Source organism: Sporobacter termitidis DSM 10068 (genome assembly GCF_900130065.1).
Lineage (GTDB): Bacteria > Bacillota > Clostridia > Oscillospirales > Oscillospiraceae > Sporobacter > Sporobacter termitidis.
The window spans coordinates 188,558-204,966 of sequence record NZ_FQXV01000006.1; the positions used below are offsets into that span (position 1 = coordinate 188,558).

Below are 16,409 nucleotides of genomic sequence, written 5' to 3' on the forward strand. Positions count from 1 at the left end.
CCTTATATGACGCCGGCGTCACTGAGGAACGCCGTCAGCTTTTCCGCGGCCAGAACGCCGGTTTCTTCCTGAAGCTTTACGCCGCCCTTTTTTCGCTGGGGCACGAAGGTCTTCTTCACCTTCGTGGGCGAGCCCTTCAGGCCGGTGCGCTCCGTATCGATAGCAAAATCGGCTGCGGTCAGTACCGTGATCACCGCGCGGTTGGCCGCCATCTTCGATTTGACGGAGGCGTAGCGCGGTTCATAGGCTGTTTTCGTTACAGTAACCACCACGGGCAGCGACGCTTCCAAGACCTCGTAGCCGTCCTCGGTCTCGCGGCGCGCACGAATCTTGCCGCCCTCCGGCGTAACCTCCAACGCATTGGTGATTTGCGGGTAGTCCAAATGCTTGGCCAGCTCCGGGCCTACCTGGCCGGTGTCGCCGTCGATGGCCTGCTTGCCGCAGAAGATCAGGTCAAAGGGCGCGCCCTCGCGCTTCTCCAGCTCCTTCACCACGCAGGAAAGCACATAGCTCGTCGCCAGCGTGTCGGAGCCGCCGAAGGCGCGGTCGCTGGCCAGATACGCCTTGTCCGCGCCAACGGACAGGCAGGTTTTCAAGGCTTCCTTGGCCTGCTCGGGACCCATGGTCGCCACGACGATTTTCGCTCCTGGGTCGGCGTCCTTGATTTTGACCGCCGTCTCCAGCGCGTAAGTGTCAAAGGTGTTGACGATGCTCGGAACGCCCGCCCGGATCAGCGTGTTCGTATTGGGATCGATCCTGATCTCCGTGGTATCCGGCACCTGCTTGATGCATACCAGTATGTTCATCCGAAGTTCTCCTTTGCTGTTTATCTCATGCGATTGCCGCAATGACCGCCGCTTTAAGCGCATGACATCACGGTACATTTTGTGCGCGCTCTTTTTATTTTATGATGCGCTTCGCCGCCTTCAGAATCCGCGCCGTGAAATCTTCGCCTTCATGCGCCTGGGCGTCGTAAGTGCTTTCGCCCTGAGCCTCCGAAAGGCTTTTCTGCTTTTTATCCTTTTTCAGATTCTTATACCCCACGTAGGCGCCCGCGCCCACGAGGGCCACCGCCGCCAATTTTCCGAGGACGCCCGAACCCGTCTTCCTCTGAACCAGTTCCAAACTATAGCTTTTCATATTATTTGTCCTCCATTCGTAATATTGATGCAATATGGGTTAACAGTATCTCAAACATGCCTGCCGGAAAGCCTGACCGCAAGCTCTTTCAATGCGGCTTTTTCTTTGCTTTGCGGGAAATCGCGCAGCGCGTCGACAGCCTCGGCGGTCTTTTGGCGTATCACCATTTTCGTATAGTCCAGGGCTTTTGACGCTCTGACATAATCGATGAGCCACCTGATATCGCCGTCGTCTTTGTCTTTTGCCCTGAATCTGGTCTTCACAGCTGCCGGGACCTCTTCCTCCAGAAGATATAACACCGGCAGCGTGAAAATGCCGTTTTGGAGATCCTGTCCGGGCTTTTTGCCGAACTCCTGTTTCTCGGAAAAGTCGAGCAGGTCGTCACAAAGCTGAAAAGCGACGCCAAGCTTTTCTCCATAAACCCTCAGCATATTCGCCTTGGATTCCGGAAGTCCGCCGGCGACCGCCCCGGTAAAGCAGCTGGCCGCAATCAGGCTGGCCGTTTTTCTGTATATCTGAAAAAAATACTCTTCGCGCGTCTGATAATCCGATTCATAACGGGCAATGAGCTGGCGAAGCTCACCCAGGCACATCTCCGTCGAGGCCTGAACGAGCGCCTCATTGATGCCGGTACCCTTGTAGAAATGGAGGTACCCCATTGCTTCCGCCAGCAAAAAGTCCCCCGACTGAACAGCCGCGTCCACCCCGCTCGTCGCATTGATCGTCGCGCATCCCCGCCGGAGCACCGCGTTATCCACCACATCGTCATGGATAAGAGACGCCGTGTGCATGAGCTCCAGCATGCACATTAAAGGCTGGATGGGATATCTATCATCACTACCCATTCTATAGCAAAGGTAGGCCAGAACGGGGCGTAGCCTTTTGCCTCCGGAAGCGATGATGCGCTCCAGGTCCGATTGCATCGGAGCACAGGGAATATCCATATGGAGCAGCATTTGCCGCATACGCTCAAGCTCTGCTTGAATGTCCTCAAGAAGCTCTTTGTTTTTCGATATTTTCACAGCTTTTTGAATCGTCTCCGTCACCGCCTTCATCCGAGCACCGCCGGCAGCCTGCGGATGAAGGCTATGTAGTCGTCAACGCCTCCCGACAATTGTATATCGGTCTTGAGATAAGCCGAAAAAGCATCCGTCAGGGAAACACTGTCCAGCGGAATGAGATTTTTCGAAAATTGGCTGAAAAAATAATCGCCAAGCAGCGTTGCCCAGGCGGGGTAATCCAGAACCAGCCCGTGGAGCCTGCGAAAGTACAGGAAGCACTGACAGGCCGCAGCAAGCTCTGCAATATTGGGACCGCCGTACACAAGCACAAGCGCGTCGGCAGCAATGTACCGCTCCGATACCGGAGGAAGCTGAATCCTGCTCTCGTTCCACAGGCAGTACCCCTCCGCGAGCATATTGTCCACAGTGTCTCTCAGGTCCGATGCTGTCAAACGACTATCTCCTTCTCAGCTTGCTTCAAAATACATGACGTTCAGACATGGGCTTTCATCTTTTACTGTGACTTCGCAGCAAACGGGACGATAACCCGGCATCAGTCCTTCGATTTCAAACGTTCCGCTGTTCTTGGGAATGCGGTCGATCTTGAATTCGCCGAAGAAATCCGTGTGCACTTCCTTCAGTATCTCGCCGTCCAGCTTCAACCGCACGGCCGCGTCGGCCGCCGCCTTTTCAACGCCATCCTTCTTATAGGCCAGCGCCCCGGAAATGAAGCAGGTCGTATATCTGTACAGGTTCCTGTAGAGCACGCGCGGCTGGTGATTTCCGTCGTATAACGGCTTCAGCTTCTGATCCTCAACAAGCTTATCGAATTCCGAATCCTCGCAGCGCACGATGCTGAGGGCACGCAGCGGGCAGGCCTGAACGCATCTCGGCTCTTTCCAGCCCGCATCCAGAAGATGCGCGCACATCGTGCACTTCTGCGCGGTTTCGAGTTCCTCGTTCCATGAGATCATCCCGAACGGACAGGCTTTGACGAGCTCCGGGTTGCCCTTTGCTTTTTCCGGGTCCAGCAGGACGATACCGTCCGGCCTGCGGTGCACAGCGTCCGGGCATGTCTTTTCACACGGCGCCTCCGCACAGTGCTGGCACATTTCAGTGACATAACACAGATCGGTAAACGGCGGTGTTCCGCGTTCATGTTTCACCGGATTGATCCATTTTTCCTCGTGCTTCTGCTGTTTTTCCGTATATGGCAGCCAACTGTTGCCCACATGCTCGTCCTTGCAGGCAACCATGCAGTTAAAGCAGCCGACGCATTTATTGAGATCGACGACTAAATGCACTTTTTCCATTTCAGGCACTCCCCTTCCCATTTTCTGACCTCGACAAGGCAGGAGTTGACCGCCAGACCGTGGGCATTTTTTGTGATGAATCTCTTTGGTGTGAGTATATTGATGCACCCATTTTGCTCGGGCGACTTGCCAGGCTCACCGACCGGACGATAATCCGAGCAGGATTCGTAGGAATGGACGATCCCCATCGGCAGCCTTTCCGTCAGGTCCAGGCCGCACAGGACGCTGCCGCGGTCGTTGTACACCTCCACAATGTCGCCCTGCTTTAATCCCCTGGCCGACGCGTCCTTTGGGTTCATACGGAATATCCAGTAAAAATACCCGTCGATCAGCATCCTGTGCTGCTCGATATCGTTGATGAAGGAGTCTTTCCCATCGCCCATCGTGTGAAAGCTGAACTTGGAATGCGGGGAAATGAGCTGCAGCTTGTATTTCTCATAGGGCTCGGAGCCGACGCCCTCCCACGAGGGTATATAAGTGCAGATCGGGAGGCGCTCCTTATCGTCCGGATCAAAGCGCTTGAGCGACTGCGCCTCAAATTCGAATTTGCCCGACGGTGTCTGCAGGCCCTCGCCGTATCTGCCGTAATACTCCGACGGGAGCGGCGTCAGCTCCGGCGTATCCTTCTTGACGCCGCGCGCAAACCAGTTGAGCGCCAGCGGGTCCCTTCTGTTTTCAGGCAGTGGGGGAACGACGTAATAGCCTTTTTTCAGAAATTGACGCCATGAGATCACCTTAGACATGTCGGTGGCGGCAAAGCACCGCCGCACCCAGTCGTACTCGGTGTTTCCCTCGCTGAAGACCTGCCAGAGCCCGAGCCTGTTGGCGATGGCCTGAAAGATATCAAAATCCGATTTTGACTGTCCCAGCGGCTCGATGCACTTATGCTGCATGAAGACGACACGATGATTGTTCTGCAGGTAAGATTTTTCGATATATCCGCCGCAGTTGGCAAATTCTCCGATATCCCAGCGCTCAAAGGTGGTGCAGGCCGGCAGGATGATATCCGCGAAGCGCGCCTCGCCCTCCATCCAGACGGATTGGTTCACGACGCATTCCAGCTTGTCGCTCCTGTACATGTCCGCGTAACGGTTCGATTCCGGCTGCGTGCCGAAATACGAGCCGCCGTATTTGTAAAAGAGCTTGACAGGGGAATGGCCGGGCGCCGGATAACGCACTTTCCTGAACTGCCCATGAATGGTGGAGTTATCCATGTCAAACGCTTCCGCGTGGCCTTCCAGGATGGCCTCCGGAATGCGAAGGCGCGGGATTCTCTGGTACTCGGAGTTGACAGACGGCGATTGCGGCATACGGTTGTACATCTGAACGCCCGAGGCGTTGCCCATATAGTCCCCGGAAAAGCCGCCCTCGGCGTAGCCCGGGAACCAGAAGTGCGTATCCAGCGGCGTGCCATACTGCAGCCCCCCGAAGTTGACGCCCTCCTTGCCCATGCCCTGCATCGCCACCAGACACACCATCGCGCGCGCCCACTCCGTACCGTATGCGGTGCGGCAGGCGCTGCCAAAGGAATGGAGTCCGCCGCAGGCGAGATATGTTTTCCGCTTGCCCCATTCCTCCGCCAGGGCGCGGACCACCCGGGCCTCAACGCCGGTAATCGGTGCCTGCCATTCCGGTGTCTTGGGAATGCCGTCCGTTTCGCCGTTGATATACTCGGCCCACTTCTCCAGGCCCTGTGTGCGCTTGGCCACATAATCCTTGTCGTAGGTGCCGTTTTGCAGCCATACGTACGCGATTGCCAGCGCCATGGCCGTATCGGTGGCGGGCCTGGGGGCGATCCAGCGCCCGCCCATAAAGGACGCCGTACTGTTCAGGTAAGGGTCGATGTGGACAACCGGAATATTCAGCTGCTTCACCCAGTCCCGCCGGATCGTCCCCTCCTGAGCACCGTACACGCCCGATGTCGACTCCGGGTCCGAGGACCAGAAGACGATCATCTCCGCGTTCTTCATACAGTCCTCAACGGTGGAATAGGGCTCGGCGCCGCCTCTTCTGACAGTGTTGCCGTAGTGGTGAACGGCGCCCCACGCAAACCCCTCCCAGCTGTCGGGATTGGCCGCCATGCCGGTTGCCCCGATGCAGTTGAAAAACCGGTTCGATGCGCTCGTAAAGTACCCGACGGTGCCCCAGTTGTGATGCGACCCCCGTGAGTGGTACACGGCGCCGGGCCCGTACGTCTGCCGGACCCGCGCGATCTCCCCGCCCACGATATCCAGCGCCTCGTCCCAGGAAATGCGCTCATAGCCCGAGACGCCCCGGTTCTCCGGGTGCCGGTCGCCATTCACGTCGAAATCGACGCGCTTCATCGGATACAGAAGGCGGTCAGGCGAATAAACGAGCGATTTCCAACCCATCCCGTAAGCCGTCGCCGTCGTTCTTTTGGGCGGCGTGAACTTTTTGCCATGGGCCGTGATCGTCCAGGGATCGGCGTCCTCCTCATCGAATTCGATTGGGGTGACACGCACGATTTTGCCGTCCTTCACATACACAAACAGCGGCCCCCCGTTCGTCCCGGTCACATAGCGCTTCTCCCCGTTTTCCATCGTCACACCATAGTTGCCAAGATAAAGGACGTCAAAAGCAAAGACCTTTAAAAGCAGCGACGAAAACCACATGGCCTTGTCGTCCGGGCCGTTTAACACCAGCGATGTGTTTTTTGCGGCGTTTACGAAATCGACGGTGTCGCCGAGCATCTGACCCATCATGACCTTGCGGGCGATGTTCTCGTCCTCAAAGATCATCTCGACCTCGGCGGTATCAAAAACCCCGGTTTTACCGGTCACCTCACCATTCCTGAAAGTCAGGAACCGTCCTTGACTGTTGTCCCGGATCTTTAGCTGAACCGTCGTATCCTGCGCTTCGAGCTCCTTTTTAAAGGCCGGAGCTGCTTTAGCCAAAGTATTCAGGAGCTTGTCGAGCGTGAACAATGTCCCTTTCAGAAATGTCTTATCAAAAAACTCAACAGCCGCCTCTGTAATCTTGTTTACCATTTATGTACTTCCCTTCCCGCAACGCATGCTTATCCCTGCGTAAATTCAATACCCTTGCCGCCTACCGGATAGCTCCAGCTCTTCACGACCCTGCCTTTGGACAGGACGCGGCATGTGCCGCACTCCAGGCAGCCCTCATGGTTGAAGGAGAGCTTTCCGTTTTCATATTGATAGAGCCCGGCGGGACAGGCCATAACAAGCAAATTGATTTTTTCCTTGTTGTCATAGCCGTCGTTTATCGTGATGTGGGGATTATGCTGATCGATATTGAAGCGGTCGAGCCCCAGCTTGTTGTCCAAACTCATTTTTCCCATCAGTGATCATTCCTTTTCGTGTCGTTCAAATACCGGAGCTACATGGCCCCTACTGCCTTAATCCCCAGCTTGCCGGCTTCAATAAAGCCTCCGATTTTATTGATAGCAGGGACGATGGTTTTGATCAGCTTTACCGGCGTCTTGCCATCCACGACAAAAAGCCCGCGCATAAGCGCGTCGGCCACGGCAGGCAGCTCGTTGAAAAGCTGCGGCGTGCTCATCAGGGACGGCATGTTCTGGTAGTGCCTCAAATCCCGCATGATAAAGCTGTTTTCCAGCAGCGTCAGATAAGCGGACAACCCGTTCATGGAGAAGTCGCCCTTCTCTTTTGCCTTCAGAATGGCCTCGGCGGCCAGCCGCCCGGACTCGATGGCCAGATCCATCCCGCGGATCGTATAGCCCAGGTTCATGACAAAACCGGCGGCATCACCGGCGATCAGCACGCCGTTCCACACAAGCTCCGGAATCATCTTATAGCCTGCCTCCGGCACAAGATGCGCCGAGTATTCCAGGAGCTTGCCGCCCTCGATCAGCGGCGCGATGACGGGATTTGATTTAAACCGCTCCACCATGTCTGGCACTTTGATATTCCCGCCGCTCCCGATATCGCTCAAGGTGACGACCGTGCCGATCGATACGCTCTCCTTGTCGGTATAAAGAAAGCCGCCGCCAACGGCGCCGCCCGTGGGGTCCCCCGCAACCAGCCAGGCGGCGCCCTCGCCCGGCAGGACGCCGAACCGGTCGGAGACTGTCTTTTCGTCGAGACCGATGACCTCTTTGACGCCGACCGCCACCTGGTGCGGCGACAGTTCCTTTTTCATCCCTATCTGCTGCGCGAGAATCGAATTGACGCCATCGGCCAATAAGACGACGTCCGAATAAAGCTCGTCGCCGGCGGCAAGCACGCCGCAGACTCTTCCGTCCTTCTGCAGCAGCTTATCCACCCGGATACCGGTGACGTACATGGCGCCCTGCGCTTCGCCCTGTTCGGCAAACCACTTATCAAACTTCGAGCGCAGGACGGAATAGGACGCGCAGGAGGGGTCTTTTAATTTATTTGAACCGTATTCTATCGTCATAGCTCCCGTCCCGGTCGCCATGGTGACGCGCTCTTTGATGATCTTTCTTTCGACGGGCGCCGTCTCGGCGAAATTGGGGATCATTTTTTCCAGGCTGTGCCCATAAAGCCGGCCGCCGGTCATATTCTTGGCGCCGCAATAATTGCCCCGCTCAATAACGAGCACCTCGAGCCCCGCTTTGGCCAGAGTATAGGCTGCCGCCGATCCCGCAAGGCCGCCGCCCACGATGATGACATCAAATTTTTCTTCGCTCATTAATAACCACTTCTCTCCCATAAACAAGGTTCTTCCGGCATCCTTCTATAATCCCACCGGCTTTTAAGTCCTGGTTCCGGACTTCATTTGGTTGTAACCGTTATTCAATTTAGTTGTGACGTTATTATTATATAACTCGTTTTGATATAATGGAAATCAAATATTTTTGTCGCGGCTATAAAATATATTTATTTAAGTCGTTGTTTATTTTTTTATATCATAAGCTATTGCAATAAACATATTTTATTGCTATCCTGAGCAAAAGGAGTGGTCGCATGGATACGATACAGCTTGAGATTTTCTCTTCAATAGCACGGACAATGAATTTTTCACGCTCTGCAGAGCAGTTTTATATCACGCAGCCAGCCGTCAGCCATCATATCAAAATGCTCGAAAACTCTCTGGGCGTAAAGCTCATCAGCCGCTCCAGCCACGGCGTCACCTTAACAGCGGAAGGCCGGGAGTTTCTGCCGTACGTCAAGCAAATCCTTGAAATATCCGCGGTTGCCGAAAACCGTATTCAGAACATGGCGCAGGGGCGCTGGGGTCATATACGGATCGCGGCCTTATCGTCGACGACCAACCAGCTCAGCGACTGTCTTGTCCAGCTTTATAAGCAATATCCGTCAATTCAGGTCGACGTCGACCTGCTCGAAGGCAGCGAAATGATCGGCGCGCTTCAGAAAGGCGATTATGACTTTTATCTTTCTGTAGAGCACATGGTGACCGATACGAAGGACCTTGACTATACCGTGATCTATAGAGATCACCTCAAGCTTTTCGTCAATAAGGATGTCGCGGATACAATCGATCTCGAGGACTGGTCCACCGTCGAGCGGCAGCCTTTTGTCTCCGTGCCGCAGTCCGACGCCCGGCTTTCCAACCAGGTTCGATTGATCTGCAAAAACCGCGGCATCAAGCCGCATATCATCAACTATTACAACAGAGCCGAATCGGTCGTCCTCTCCGTCAACGTGGGAATCGGAATCGCCATATTGCCTGGAGAGCTGGGCAGGCTCTATCAGCGGCAGAACGTCGTCACACTGCCTATTGAGGGCAACGATGCCGACCTGGTCTCGGTTTTTGCATGGAAAACAGGAGAAACAACAACAGCCTGCAGCATCTTTAAAGAAATCGTTCTGTCCATATTCTCGGCCGACGCCGATAACAAAGGTGATTGACATGAAGAGCAATTTGTCAAGCTGGATCAGCGCCGCCAGAGTACCCACACTGACAGCCTCGGTGATACCGGTGGTTCTCGGCGGTATTCTTGCATATAACCCGGACACATTTCATCTGAGCAGGGTTCTGCTCGCGGTCGTCTCGATGACCTTTTTTCAGATCACCTCGAACCTCATCAACGATGTCGATGACTTTAACAACAAGGTTGATACAAAGGAATCCTTCGGCTCGAGCAGAGTCGTTGTCGACGGGCTCCTGACCCAGAAGCAGGTCCTCACGGCGGCCTGGATTTTCTTCGGCATTGCGATAGCGATAGGCATCTATCTATCAGTCATCGGTGGGCTCGTTATTCTAATACTGGGCCTATTGGGCGCCGCCGGCACATATTTCTACACGCGCGAACCCTTTTCTTTCAAATACAGAGGGCTCGGAATACCGGTCATATTTGTGATGTTCGGGCCGCTGCCGGTTTTAGGTTCCTATTATCTTTCTGCCGGAGTACTCAGTTTCAAGGCGGCACTCCTGTCGATTCCCGTCGGCTTGTTAACGACGGCGATACTCCACGCCAATGATCTGCGTGATATTGAGCATGACGCTAAAGCGGGCGTCAAATCGCTCGCCATCATATTAGGCAACAAAAAGGCCGGAACTTTTTATCTGTTTTTAATCATTGCAGCCTTTGTATCCACTGTCATTTTCATTTTTTCAGGACTGCTGACGTATTGGAGCATGCTCGTTCTGCTGGCGGGGCCCCTTGCAATCATGTTGATACGTACTTCAAATACTTCCGATAAAATCAAAGTCCTTGACCGCAAAACGGCGGCCCTCCAGATGACGTTTGGCGTGCTGCTTTTGATATCTGTCACCTTCTGAGAGGCCCGGCATGAACAGACAATACATAAAAATAACCATCACCGTGGTTTTCGCGGCAGTCTTGTGGTATGTGATATTTGTCGTCAAACCCATGAACTTCTGGCTTTCGATGTGCTGCGGAATTTTACTGCTTCTGCTGGCGGCCGGATTGTCCGATCGAACGATTTTCAAAATTGGGCCGTTTAAATTGAAGTATGCCGTGCTTGGGATCATCTCGGCGGCTGTACTGTATGCCATTTTTTATATCGGCAACGACCTGTCTTCACTTATCCTCCCAATGAAGGACAGCCAGATCGCAAATGTCTATATGAACCGAAACGGCACCAGTATTTATGTTATTAGTGCCTTGCTCTTGCTCATCATCGGTCCCGGCGAGGCGATTTTCTGGAACGGATTTGTACAGAAAGCCTTAATGGAGAAACACGGCATCAAATCTGTCGTCATCGCGGCCGCCTTATACACCGTCGTTCACATCGTTACTTTGAATTTCATGCTCATTCTGGCGGCCTTGGTCTGCGGGCTTTTTTGGGGAGCGCTTTATTTCAGAACCAGGAACCTGTATCCCGTTATCATTTCACACGCTTTATGGGACATGACGGTATTTGTCCTGTTACCTTTTCAAAGATAGAGCAGCGTTACCATAACCTTTTTAGGATCAAGATGCTCTTGCGCGGATAATTTCACCTGCTTTACTAGAGCTCCAGTTATAAATATTTTTTATAATAAATACGATAATAATTGATTTCATTTATCATTTTAAATGATTTATAATTTGCCTTGAGCTATTTGCTCAGTTGCTACTCTTCTTCCTTAATACAAGATGCCGCAGTTCACCTTCTCTGCGGCATCTTGTATTAGGAAATTAAAAAGCTGTGAGTTGAATAACTCACAGCCAGTGCACTCATTCCCACCTATATGTTTTTAAAAATCGTTCAGTCAGCGCACTATATTCACGTCTTAATTGTTTTGCATACTGCTCAATGTAGAATGTTGAGTTACTGGTACGCCAAACGCAAAAAAGCCCTTCCAGAACATCTGTGTCGAAGCGTGCCAGGGACCCGTTTTGAATAGTTTGCGACATTGAGCTGCTGAGAAAGATGCCCCGACCAAGTTCGGCCTCGGTGTATATTGAGTCTCTGTTTGGCAAAACGATAATTTCTTTAGGTTCAAATTTATATGGGGCCAATTCATTTCCGGCTCGTGCTACAGTAGCAATTTGATTCTCGCCTTCAAAAGCATCAATTAACAGAGGGCGAGATTCGAATATATGATAATCGCCGTTGAACCCAATACATAACGGATCCCGCCGTGATATGACGACCTGCATTGGTGTTTTAATCAACAGGAGCCTTCGCAGCTCGCTGTTTATTGGGATAAAACGTTCGTGTATCAATATCATATCGAGTTTGGCGCTTTCCAGCAGCGTTATAAGCGCGACAGGTGAATGGCGCTCTCCGAGCAGATGAAGGTCCGGCGTGCTTTCACGCAATACAGCCATCGCCGAGCCGAGCGCGGGGCCGAATTCCAGCCAGTTCTGATAACCAATTCGGATATTTTTCGTCTGGATCGCATACTCCCCTGCAAGCTCTGCCAATAGAAGCTGAAGCCGCGAGCCTGTCTCCCTGAAAAACTGAAAGAACCTCACGCCGGCTTCAGTCAGCTCCACGGAATTACGGGACCGTTCAAACAATCGAATGCCTAAATCCTGTTCCAAACCGGCAATATGCCTGCTGACCGCCTGTTGGGATATAAATAGCCTCCTGCCGGCCTCCGTAAAGCTCAGCGTTTCCGCAAGACACATAAAGCACTTGACTTTAAGCTCATTGACCACGTTACCACCTTCTATACAAACATGTATTCGGCATCAAACATAAAAATCATGGATTATTTGTTTTGTGATGACTATAGAATTAATAAACGAGTTTGTCAACCGATAAATAATTTGCAAAATGATATACTCTCTGCACCTGGATAGCAGAGAGTATATCATTAATTGGACGGTCTTCATCACTCCGAAGGCTATCCAGCTCAAAACTCAAAGCATATGAACCGAGCCTACCATATTCTCAGCTGGTCCTGCGCATATTTACTCAGATCTGCGACGGCTTTTTCAACGGATTTACAAAGGGCATTCAAGAGCTGCCTGGTCTCGTCGTCAGCGTTGGATTTCTCCACGAGGGTAGCCAGTTCTTTCTTCAATTGAATCGGAATGCGGTCATATTCGCTTCTCAGGAATGAAAATGTATATTGTGCCATCAAGAGCCTTCCTTTCTACTTTGGGGAATAAAGGATGCTGCGGGGCATATTCGGCATTTTTTTCGCCAGCTCCTCTATATCCCCGTAGTGCAGGCTGGCCGTGCCGCAGTGCCTGACGCAGGCCGGTACCGTGTCCTCGCCGGAAGCAAGACGCGCGGCGCAGAGATTACAGTGCTTGGAGAAATAAGGGACATAGTCAAAGTTGACACGGGAAGTATTGCCGTCTTCCATGATTATTTCGGTTATCTTGATGCCTCCGATACCAACGGGATACTGGTTTTCCTGCTTGCAGGCAACCTCGCAGGCGTGGCATCCTGTGCAGTAATGCATGTCGGCTAAAATTGCTTTTTTGGACATTCAGGTCACTCCTTCCTCACTTGCCCCACACACCGACAGGGGGGTTGCAGGGTGTGCCCGTCTCGCTCCCGCCCATTTTGACGAGGCGGACGAGCGTCGTCTTATACCCATTTCCGCCGTAGCCCGTCCGGGCCTGCAACCCGATGGGGATCAGATTGTTGACACCTACGTCAAATGCGCCAAACAGATTTGGGGAACGTCCGTCCGTCTCCGGCAGCCACCAGCCGTGCATACAGGATACGGTCTTCGGATGGATTCCGGCATTGATCTTGACCTTGCGCCGTATGCGGCCGCGGTCATTTTCGACCCAGACCCATTCGCCTTCCTCGACCTTGAGGTCCCGGGCGACGGATGGATGAATCTCAACATCCGGCCATGGATCGCATTCGCGCAGCCAAGGGATATTGCGATGCTCCGAATGGAAAAACACGGGACTGCGCCGGCCTGTGATCATCACGAGCGGATATTTCTTAAAGACTTCCGGTGTTGCAAGCTCGCTTTCGGCCGGTTCCTGATAATGCGGGAGCGGATCGACAATCGTGGCGCCGGTGGAGCCCCAATCTGCATTCTGCGTCGAAAAAAGCTCCACTTTACCGGACGGCGTTCGGAACCCGGGCTTGCCGTCGGCGCGCAAGGCGCCGGTTTTATACCGGTAATAGGGCAGCCAGGGTACCTTTGATTCGAGCTCGCCGGGGTCCTCCGCCCATTTCCATCCGCCTTTATCGATGAGGCTCTGATACGTTTCACCGGCCGGTTCAAGGCGCCAGTTCATATAATCGGCAAAACCATTGGGGAAACGCCTTCTGAAATCCGGATTAAACCGGGCGGCCATCTCGCAGGCGATGTCCCAGTCATTTTTGCACTCGCCTACCTGGACCGCGGGCTGGATGACCTGTACCGGCTCGAACCAGGAGCGGAAGCCTGTCCGCTCGGCAAACGTGGCCGCTGGGAGAATGATATCGGCCACCGACATCGTCGTCGGGTTGTGGAACAGGTCGACAACAACATTGAAATCCATGGCTTTTAGTGCTTCGTAATGAAGCTTCTGGTCAGCGGCGTTTGCAACGGGATTGGCCGTCTGAATCCATGTGGCGCGGATAGGGTAGGGGCGCTGTGTCAGCATCTGCTGAACGGCAACGTCGGGCTGTATGTAGCAGCGCCATTTCCGGAGCCAGCCGTATTCCTCGCTGCCGATGCGTTTTTGCACCACCTGCTCGACAAAGTCGTCCCCGAACATGTCGGCCAATTGATAGTTGTCAAACGGATAGGCGGAAACATGGTACCCGTTGCGGGCGATGACCTGGCCGCCGGGAACATCGAGGTTTCCGGTGATGGCCCAGATATCATTGATCGCCTGAGCGACATGGACACCGTCCGGAGCCTGATCGATCGGCAGCCCCCACTGGATGGCGCAGCCGGGCGAGCTTGTGGCATAGGCCTTTGTCGCTTCATATAGAATTTCTTTGGGGACCCACGTCACCGCCTCAACCTTTTCAGGAGTCCATTCCTTCACGCGGTCGGACAATTCTTCAAAGCCTGAGCACCAGTTCTCAACAAATTCCTTGTCGTACCATTTATGCGTTATGATCAGGTTGAGCATGCCCATTGCGACGGCGCCGTCGGTACCGGGCCGCAGCTGAACGTGATGTTCGGCGCGGGACGTCAGGAAATTCTGTCGCGGGTCGATGACGATCAATTTGCTGCCGCGCTTCACGCAGTCGATGATCCAGTTGCCGTAAAAACCATCAGGGCAGCCGCGCGTGGGGTCCTGCGCCCAGATCATGATATACTTCGGGATCTTATAGCGCGGGTCATCGTATCGTTTCTCAAGAAATTGTGAGCAGTCTGCAATGGCGTTGTCTCCCTGAACGGCGGACATCGCGCCAAGGCGAGGGCCGTAACACGCCTGGCCGCCCAGGCCGAGCTGCGACCAGTTGGCGCTGCCATAATTGTACGCGACAATCGACATTGGGCCGCCGATGTCACGGCCGGTGCCTTGGATAAAAATCACGGCGTTGGCGCCGTAATCCTGTTTTATTTCATTAAACTTTTTTTCAATGGTGTCGTACGCTTCATCCCAGGTGATCCTCTCAAATCGGCCGTCTCCACGCGGCCCCACACGCTTTAATGGATAAAGTATGCGGTCTTTATGATACATGAATTGCGTCATGGCCAATAATCTCGAGCAGCCGCGCCCCTGATTCCACGGATGGCACTCATCGCCTTCCACCTTGACCACTTTATCGCCCTTAACATATAATTTAGCGCCGCAGCCGCCATGGCATCCGGGCCCGGGCGACCATGTTGTTGTTTTCACAATGCGGTCATATTCAACACTCATTTTTATCCCTCCTCATTGACATTGTAACAATGCTAGCACGTTATTTTTCAGGAGTGAAACATCAAAAATTTCAGCTAACAACATAAAAGTTGTAAGTCTTGTTTAAAATTTAACAGGCTTGCTATAGACACAACTCTCATGTTACTCCATGATAAATACAAGTCTTTTTTTTGTTGAATTCTCCAAACCATATATACAGGTTGTTGCTCTGCTGTCCTCTAATTTAGTTTATATGGGCAAATCACATGAACCTTCAGGCTCCAAATAGTCTGAAGTCATTTCAGAGTTTTCTGCGGATATTGCATGCAATATGCCGTGACCGCACCCTTTACACGAATGAAAAAAATGTTATAATGCAGCCGAGGTGAGGAGTTTGGAAAAGTATAAAATCGGTGCTGTCGCGCGGCTGTTGGATTTACCTATCGAAACTCTCCGTTATTACGAAGGCCGCGGAATCGTTACCCCTCAAAAAGATGAGGAAAACGGATACCGTTACTATGACGCCTGGGACCTGAACTACCTGCTGGACAGCATCTGTTATCGAAGCTACGATTTTTCTTTGAACGATATTACAAGAATGATCAATGAGGACGATCAGCCCTCTCTTGTAGACCGGTTTTTCAAGAGAGAAGCCGAGCTCCTTCATACGATTTACATCTATCGGCAGAAGCTGGACGCTCTCGTGAAATTACGGCAGCGCATCTCCCAGGCTCCGAAAAAGCTTGGTACCTTTGAAATATGCGAAAATCCGGCAATGATATATCAGCGCCACAGAATCAAAAATGAGTTTATCTTTGACGATGACGCCCTGAAGCTGACGAAAAAATGGCTTGATTTGATGCCTTTTGTAAACCATACATTTTTGATCCCCAACTATTCCGCAACGGACCTGGATGCTTTCAGCGAATATTGGTGGGGGTTTTCACAGTCGCCCGACGAAGCTATACGTAACGGCATCGATATATCTCCGCCGGTGGAATACATCCCCACTGTCAAATGCATTTATACTGTTTTCACGGCGGGCGGGCCAAATACGTTCACCAATTCTTTAAAGCATCATGTTATTTCCGAGGTTTTCAAAAAAGGCTATAAAATTGTGGGGCCGCCCGTCGGCCATTTGATCGTCCGAATTCACGAGGACGGTGCTTTTACAAGATATTTTGAGATATGGGTCCCAATAGAATAACGCAAAATACTTTAGGCAGCTTCAACAAAATGAAGCTGCCATTTTTTTATCTTGACTATAAAGTGACTAAAGGGTTTAGCTTCACATCAGGAATTTTAAAGGGA

16 protein-coding genes are annotated in these 16,409 nt (G+C 52.6%); 4 read left to right on the forward strand and 12 right to left on the reverse strand.

Features of this window, described 5'->3' with window-relative positions:
• Window positions 1-2: 2 nt before the first annotated feature.
• From BUB60_RS10260 to BUB60_RS10295, 8 genes are all read right to left on the reverse strand, one after another.
• Window positions 3-806 (reverse strand): electron transfer flavoprotein subunit beta/FixA family protein, encoded by an 804-nt coding sequence (locus BUB60_RS10260; RefSeq protein ID WP_073078528.1) that lies wholly within the window; start codon window positions 804-806, stop codon window positions 3-5.
• Between the two features lie 94 nt (window positions 807-900).
• Window positions 901-1,140: a hypothetical protein gene (locus BUB60_RS10265; protein WP_073078529.1), complete on the reverse strand. Its 240-nt coding sequence runs from the start codon at window positions 1,138-1,140 to the stop codon at window positions 901-903.
• 50 nt (window positions 1,141-1,190) lie between these two features.
• Window positions 1,191-2,195: a polyprenyl synthetase family protein gene (locus BUB60_RS10270; RefSeq protein ID WP_073078530.1), complete on the reverse strand. Its 1,005-nt coding sequence runs from the start codon at window positions 2,193-2,195 to the stop codon at window positions 1,191-1,193.
• Window positions 2,192-2,593, reverse strand: coding sequence for a hypothetical protein (locus tag BUB60_RS10275; RefSeq protein WP_073078531.1), 402 nt, complete (start codon window positions 2,591-2,593; stop codon window positions 2,192-2,194). The genes BUB60_RS10270 and BUB60_RS10275 overlap by 4 nt, the downstream gene beginning before the upstream one ends.
• A 15-nt stretch (window positions 2,594-2,608) precedes the next feature.
• Entirely contained in the window at window positions 2,609-3,454 is an 846-nt protein-coding gene (locus tag BUB60_RS10280) for a 4Fe-4S dicluster domain-containing protein (RefSeq protein ID WP_073078532.1), read from the reverse strand.
• A complete protein-coding gene (locus BUB60_RS10285; protein WP_073078533.1) occupies window positions 3,436-6,462 on the reverse strand; it encodes a molybdopterin-dependent oxidoreductase in 3,027 nt (1,008 codons plus the stop codon). Before BUB60_RS10285 ends, BUB60_RS10280 begins: the two co-directional genes overlap by 19 nt.
• Before the next feature lie 29 nt (window positions 6,463-6,491).
• Entirely contained in the window at window positions 6,492-6,776 is a 285-nt protein-coding gene (locus BUB60_RS10290; RefSeq protein WP_073078534.1) for a ferredoxin family protein, read from the reverse strand.
• Between the two features lie 38 nt (window positions 6,777-6,814).
• Window positions 6,815-8,110 carry an FAD-dependent oxidoreductase gene (locus BUB60_RS10295; RefSeq protein WP_073078535.1) on the reverse strand — a complete coding sequence of 432 codons (1,296 nt, stop codon included), beginning with the start codon at window positions 8,108-8,110 and terminating at the stop codon, window positions 6,815-6,817.
• Between the two features lie 275 nt (window positions 8,111-8,385).
• On the opposite strand from BUB60_RS10295, the gene BUB60_RS10300 reads away from it, so the two are divergent.
• The 3 genes from BUB60_RS10300 to BUB60_RS10310 are packed head-to-tail and all read left to right on the forward strand — an operon-like array spanning window position 8,386 to window position 10,793.
• Window positions 8,386-9,291 (forward strand): LysR family transcriptional regulator, encoded by a 906-nt coding sequence (locus tag BUB60_RS10300; RefSeq protein ID WP_073078536.1) that lies wholly within the window; start codon window positions 8,386-8,388, stop codon window positions 9,289-9,291.
• 1 nt (window position 9,292) lies between these two features.
• Entirely contained in the window at window positions 9,293-10,165 is an 873-nt protein-coding gene (menA, locus tag BUB60_RS10305; RefSeq protein ID WP_073078537.1) for a 1,4-dihydroxy-2-naphthoate octaprenyltransferase, read from the forward strand.
• Window positions 10,166-10,175: 10 nt separating this feature from the next.
• Window positions 10,176-10,793 (forward strand): CPBP family intramembrane glutamic endopeptidase, encoded by a 618-nt coding sequence (locus BUB60_RS10310; protein ID WP_073078539.1) that lies wholly within the window; start codon window positions 10,176-10,178, stop codon window positions 10,791-10,793.
• A 273-nt stretch (window positions 10,794-11,066) separates the two neighbouring features.
• Here the strand turns inward: BUB60_RS10310 and BUB60_RS10315 are convergent, their stop codons facing one another.
• From BUB60_RS10315 to BUB60_RS10330, 4 genes are all read right to left on the reverse strand, one after another.
• Window positions 11,067-11,996 carry a LysR family transcriptional regulator gene (locus BUB60_RS10315; protein WP_073078542.1) on the reverse strand — a complete coding sequence of 310 codons (930 nt, stop codon included), beginning with the start codon at window positions 11,994-11,996 and terminating at the stop codon, window positions 11,067-11,069.
• Window positions 11,997-12,220: 224 nt separating this feature from the next.
• Window positions 12,221-12,421 carry a hypothetical protein gene (locus BUB60_RS10320; RefSeq protein WP_073078544.1) on the reverse strand — a complete coding sequence of 67 codons (201 nt, stop codon included), beginning with the start codon at window positions 12,419-12,421 and terminating at the stop codon, window positions 12,221-12,223.
• A gap of 15 nt (window positions 12,422-12,436) precedes the next feature.
• The gene (locus tag BUB60_RS10325; RefSeq protein ID WP_073078546.1) at window positions 12,437-12,778 is read right to left on the reverse strand and encodes a 4Fe-4S dicluster domain-containing protein; all 342 of its coding nucleotides are present in this window, start codon (window positions 12,776-12,778) and stop codon (window positions 12,437-12,439) included.
• 16 nt (window positions 12,779-12,794) lie between these two features.
• The gene (locus BUB60_RS10330) at window positions 12,795-15,119 is read right to left on the reverse strand and encodes a molybdopterin-containing oxidoreductase family protein (RefSeq protein ID WP_073078548.1); all 2,325 of its coding nucleotides are present in this window, start codon (window positions 15,117-15,119) and stop codon (window positions 12,795-12,797) included.
• Between the two features lie 373 nt (window positions 15,120-15,492).
• Between BUB60_RS10330 and BUB60_RS10335 the strand changes: the two genes are divergently transcribed.
• Window positions 15,493-16,305, forward strand: a complete 813-nt coding sequence (locus BUB60_RS10335) for a MerR family transcriptional regulator (protein WP_073078549.1) — start codon at window positions 15,493-15,495, stop codon at window positions 16,303-16,305.
• Window positions 16,306-16,409 lie beyond the last annotated feature (104 nt).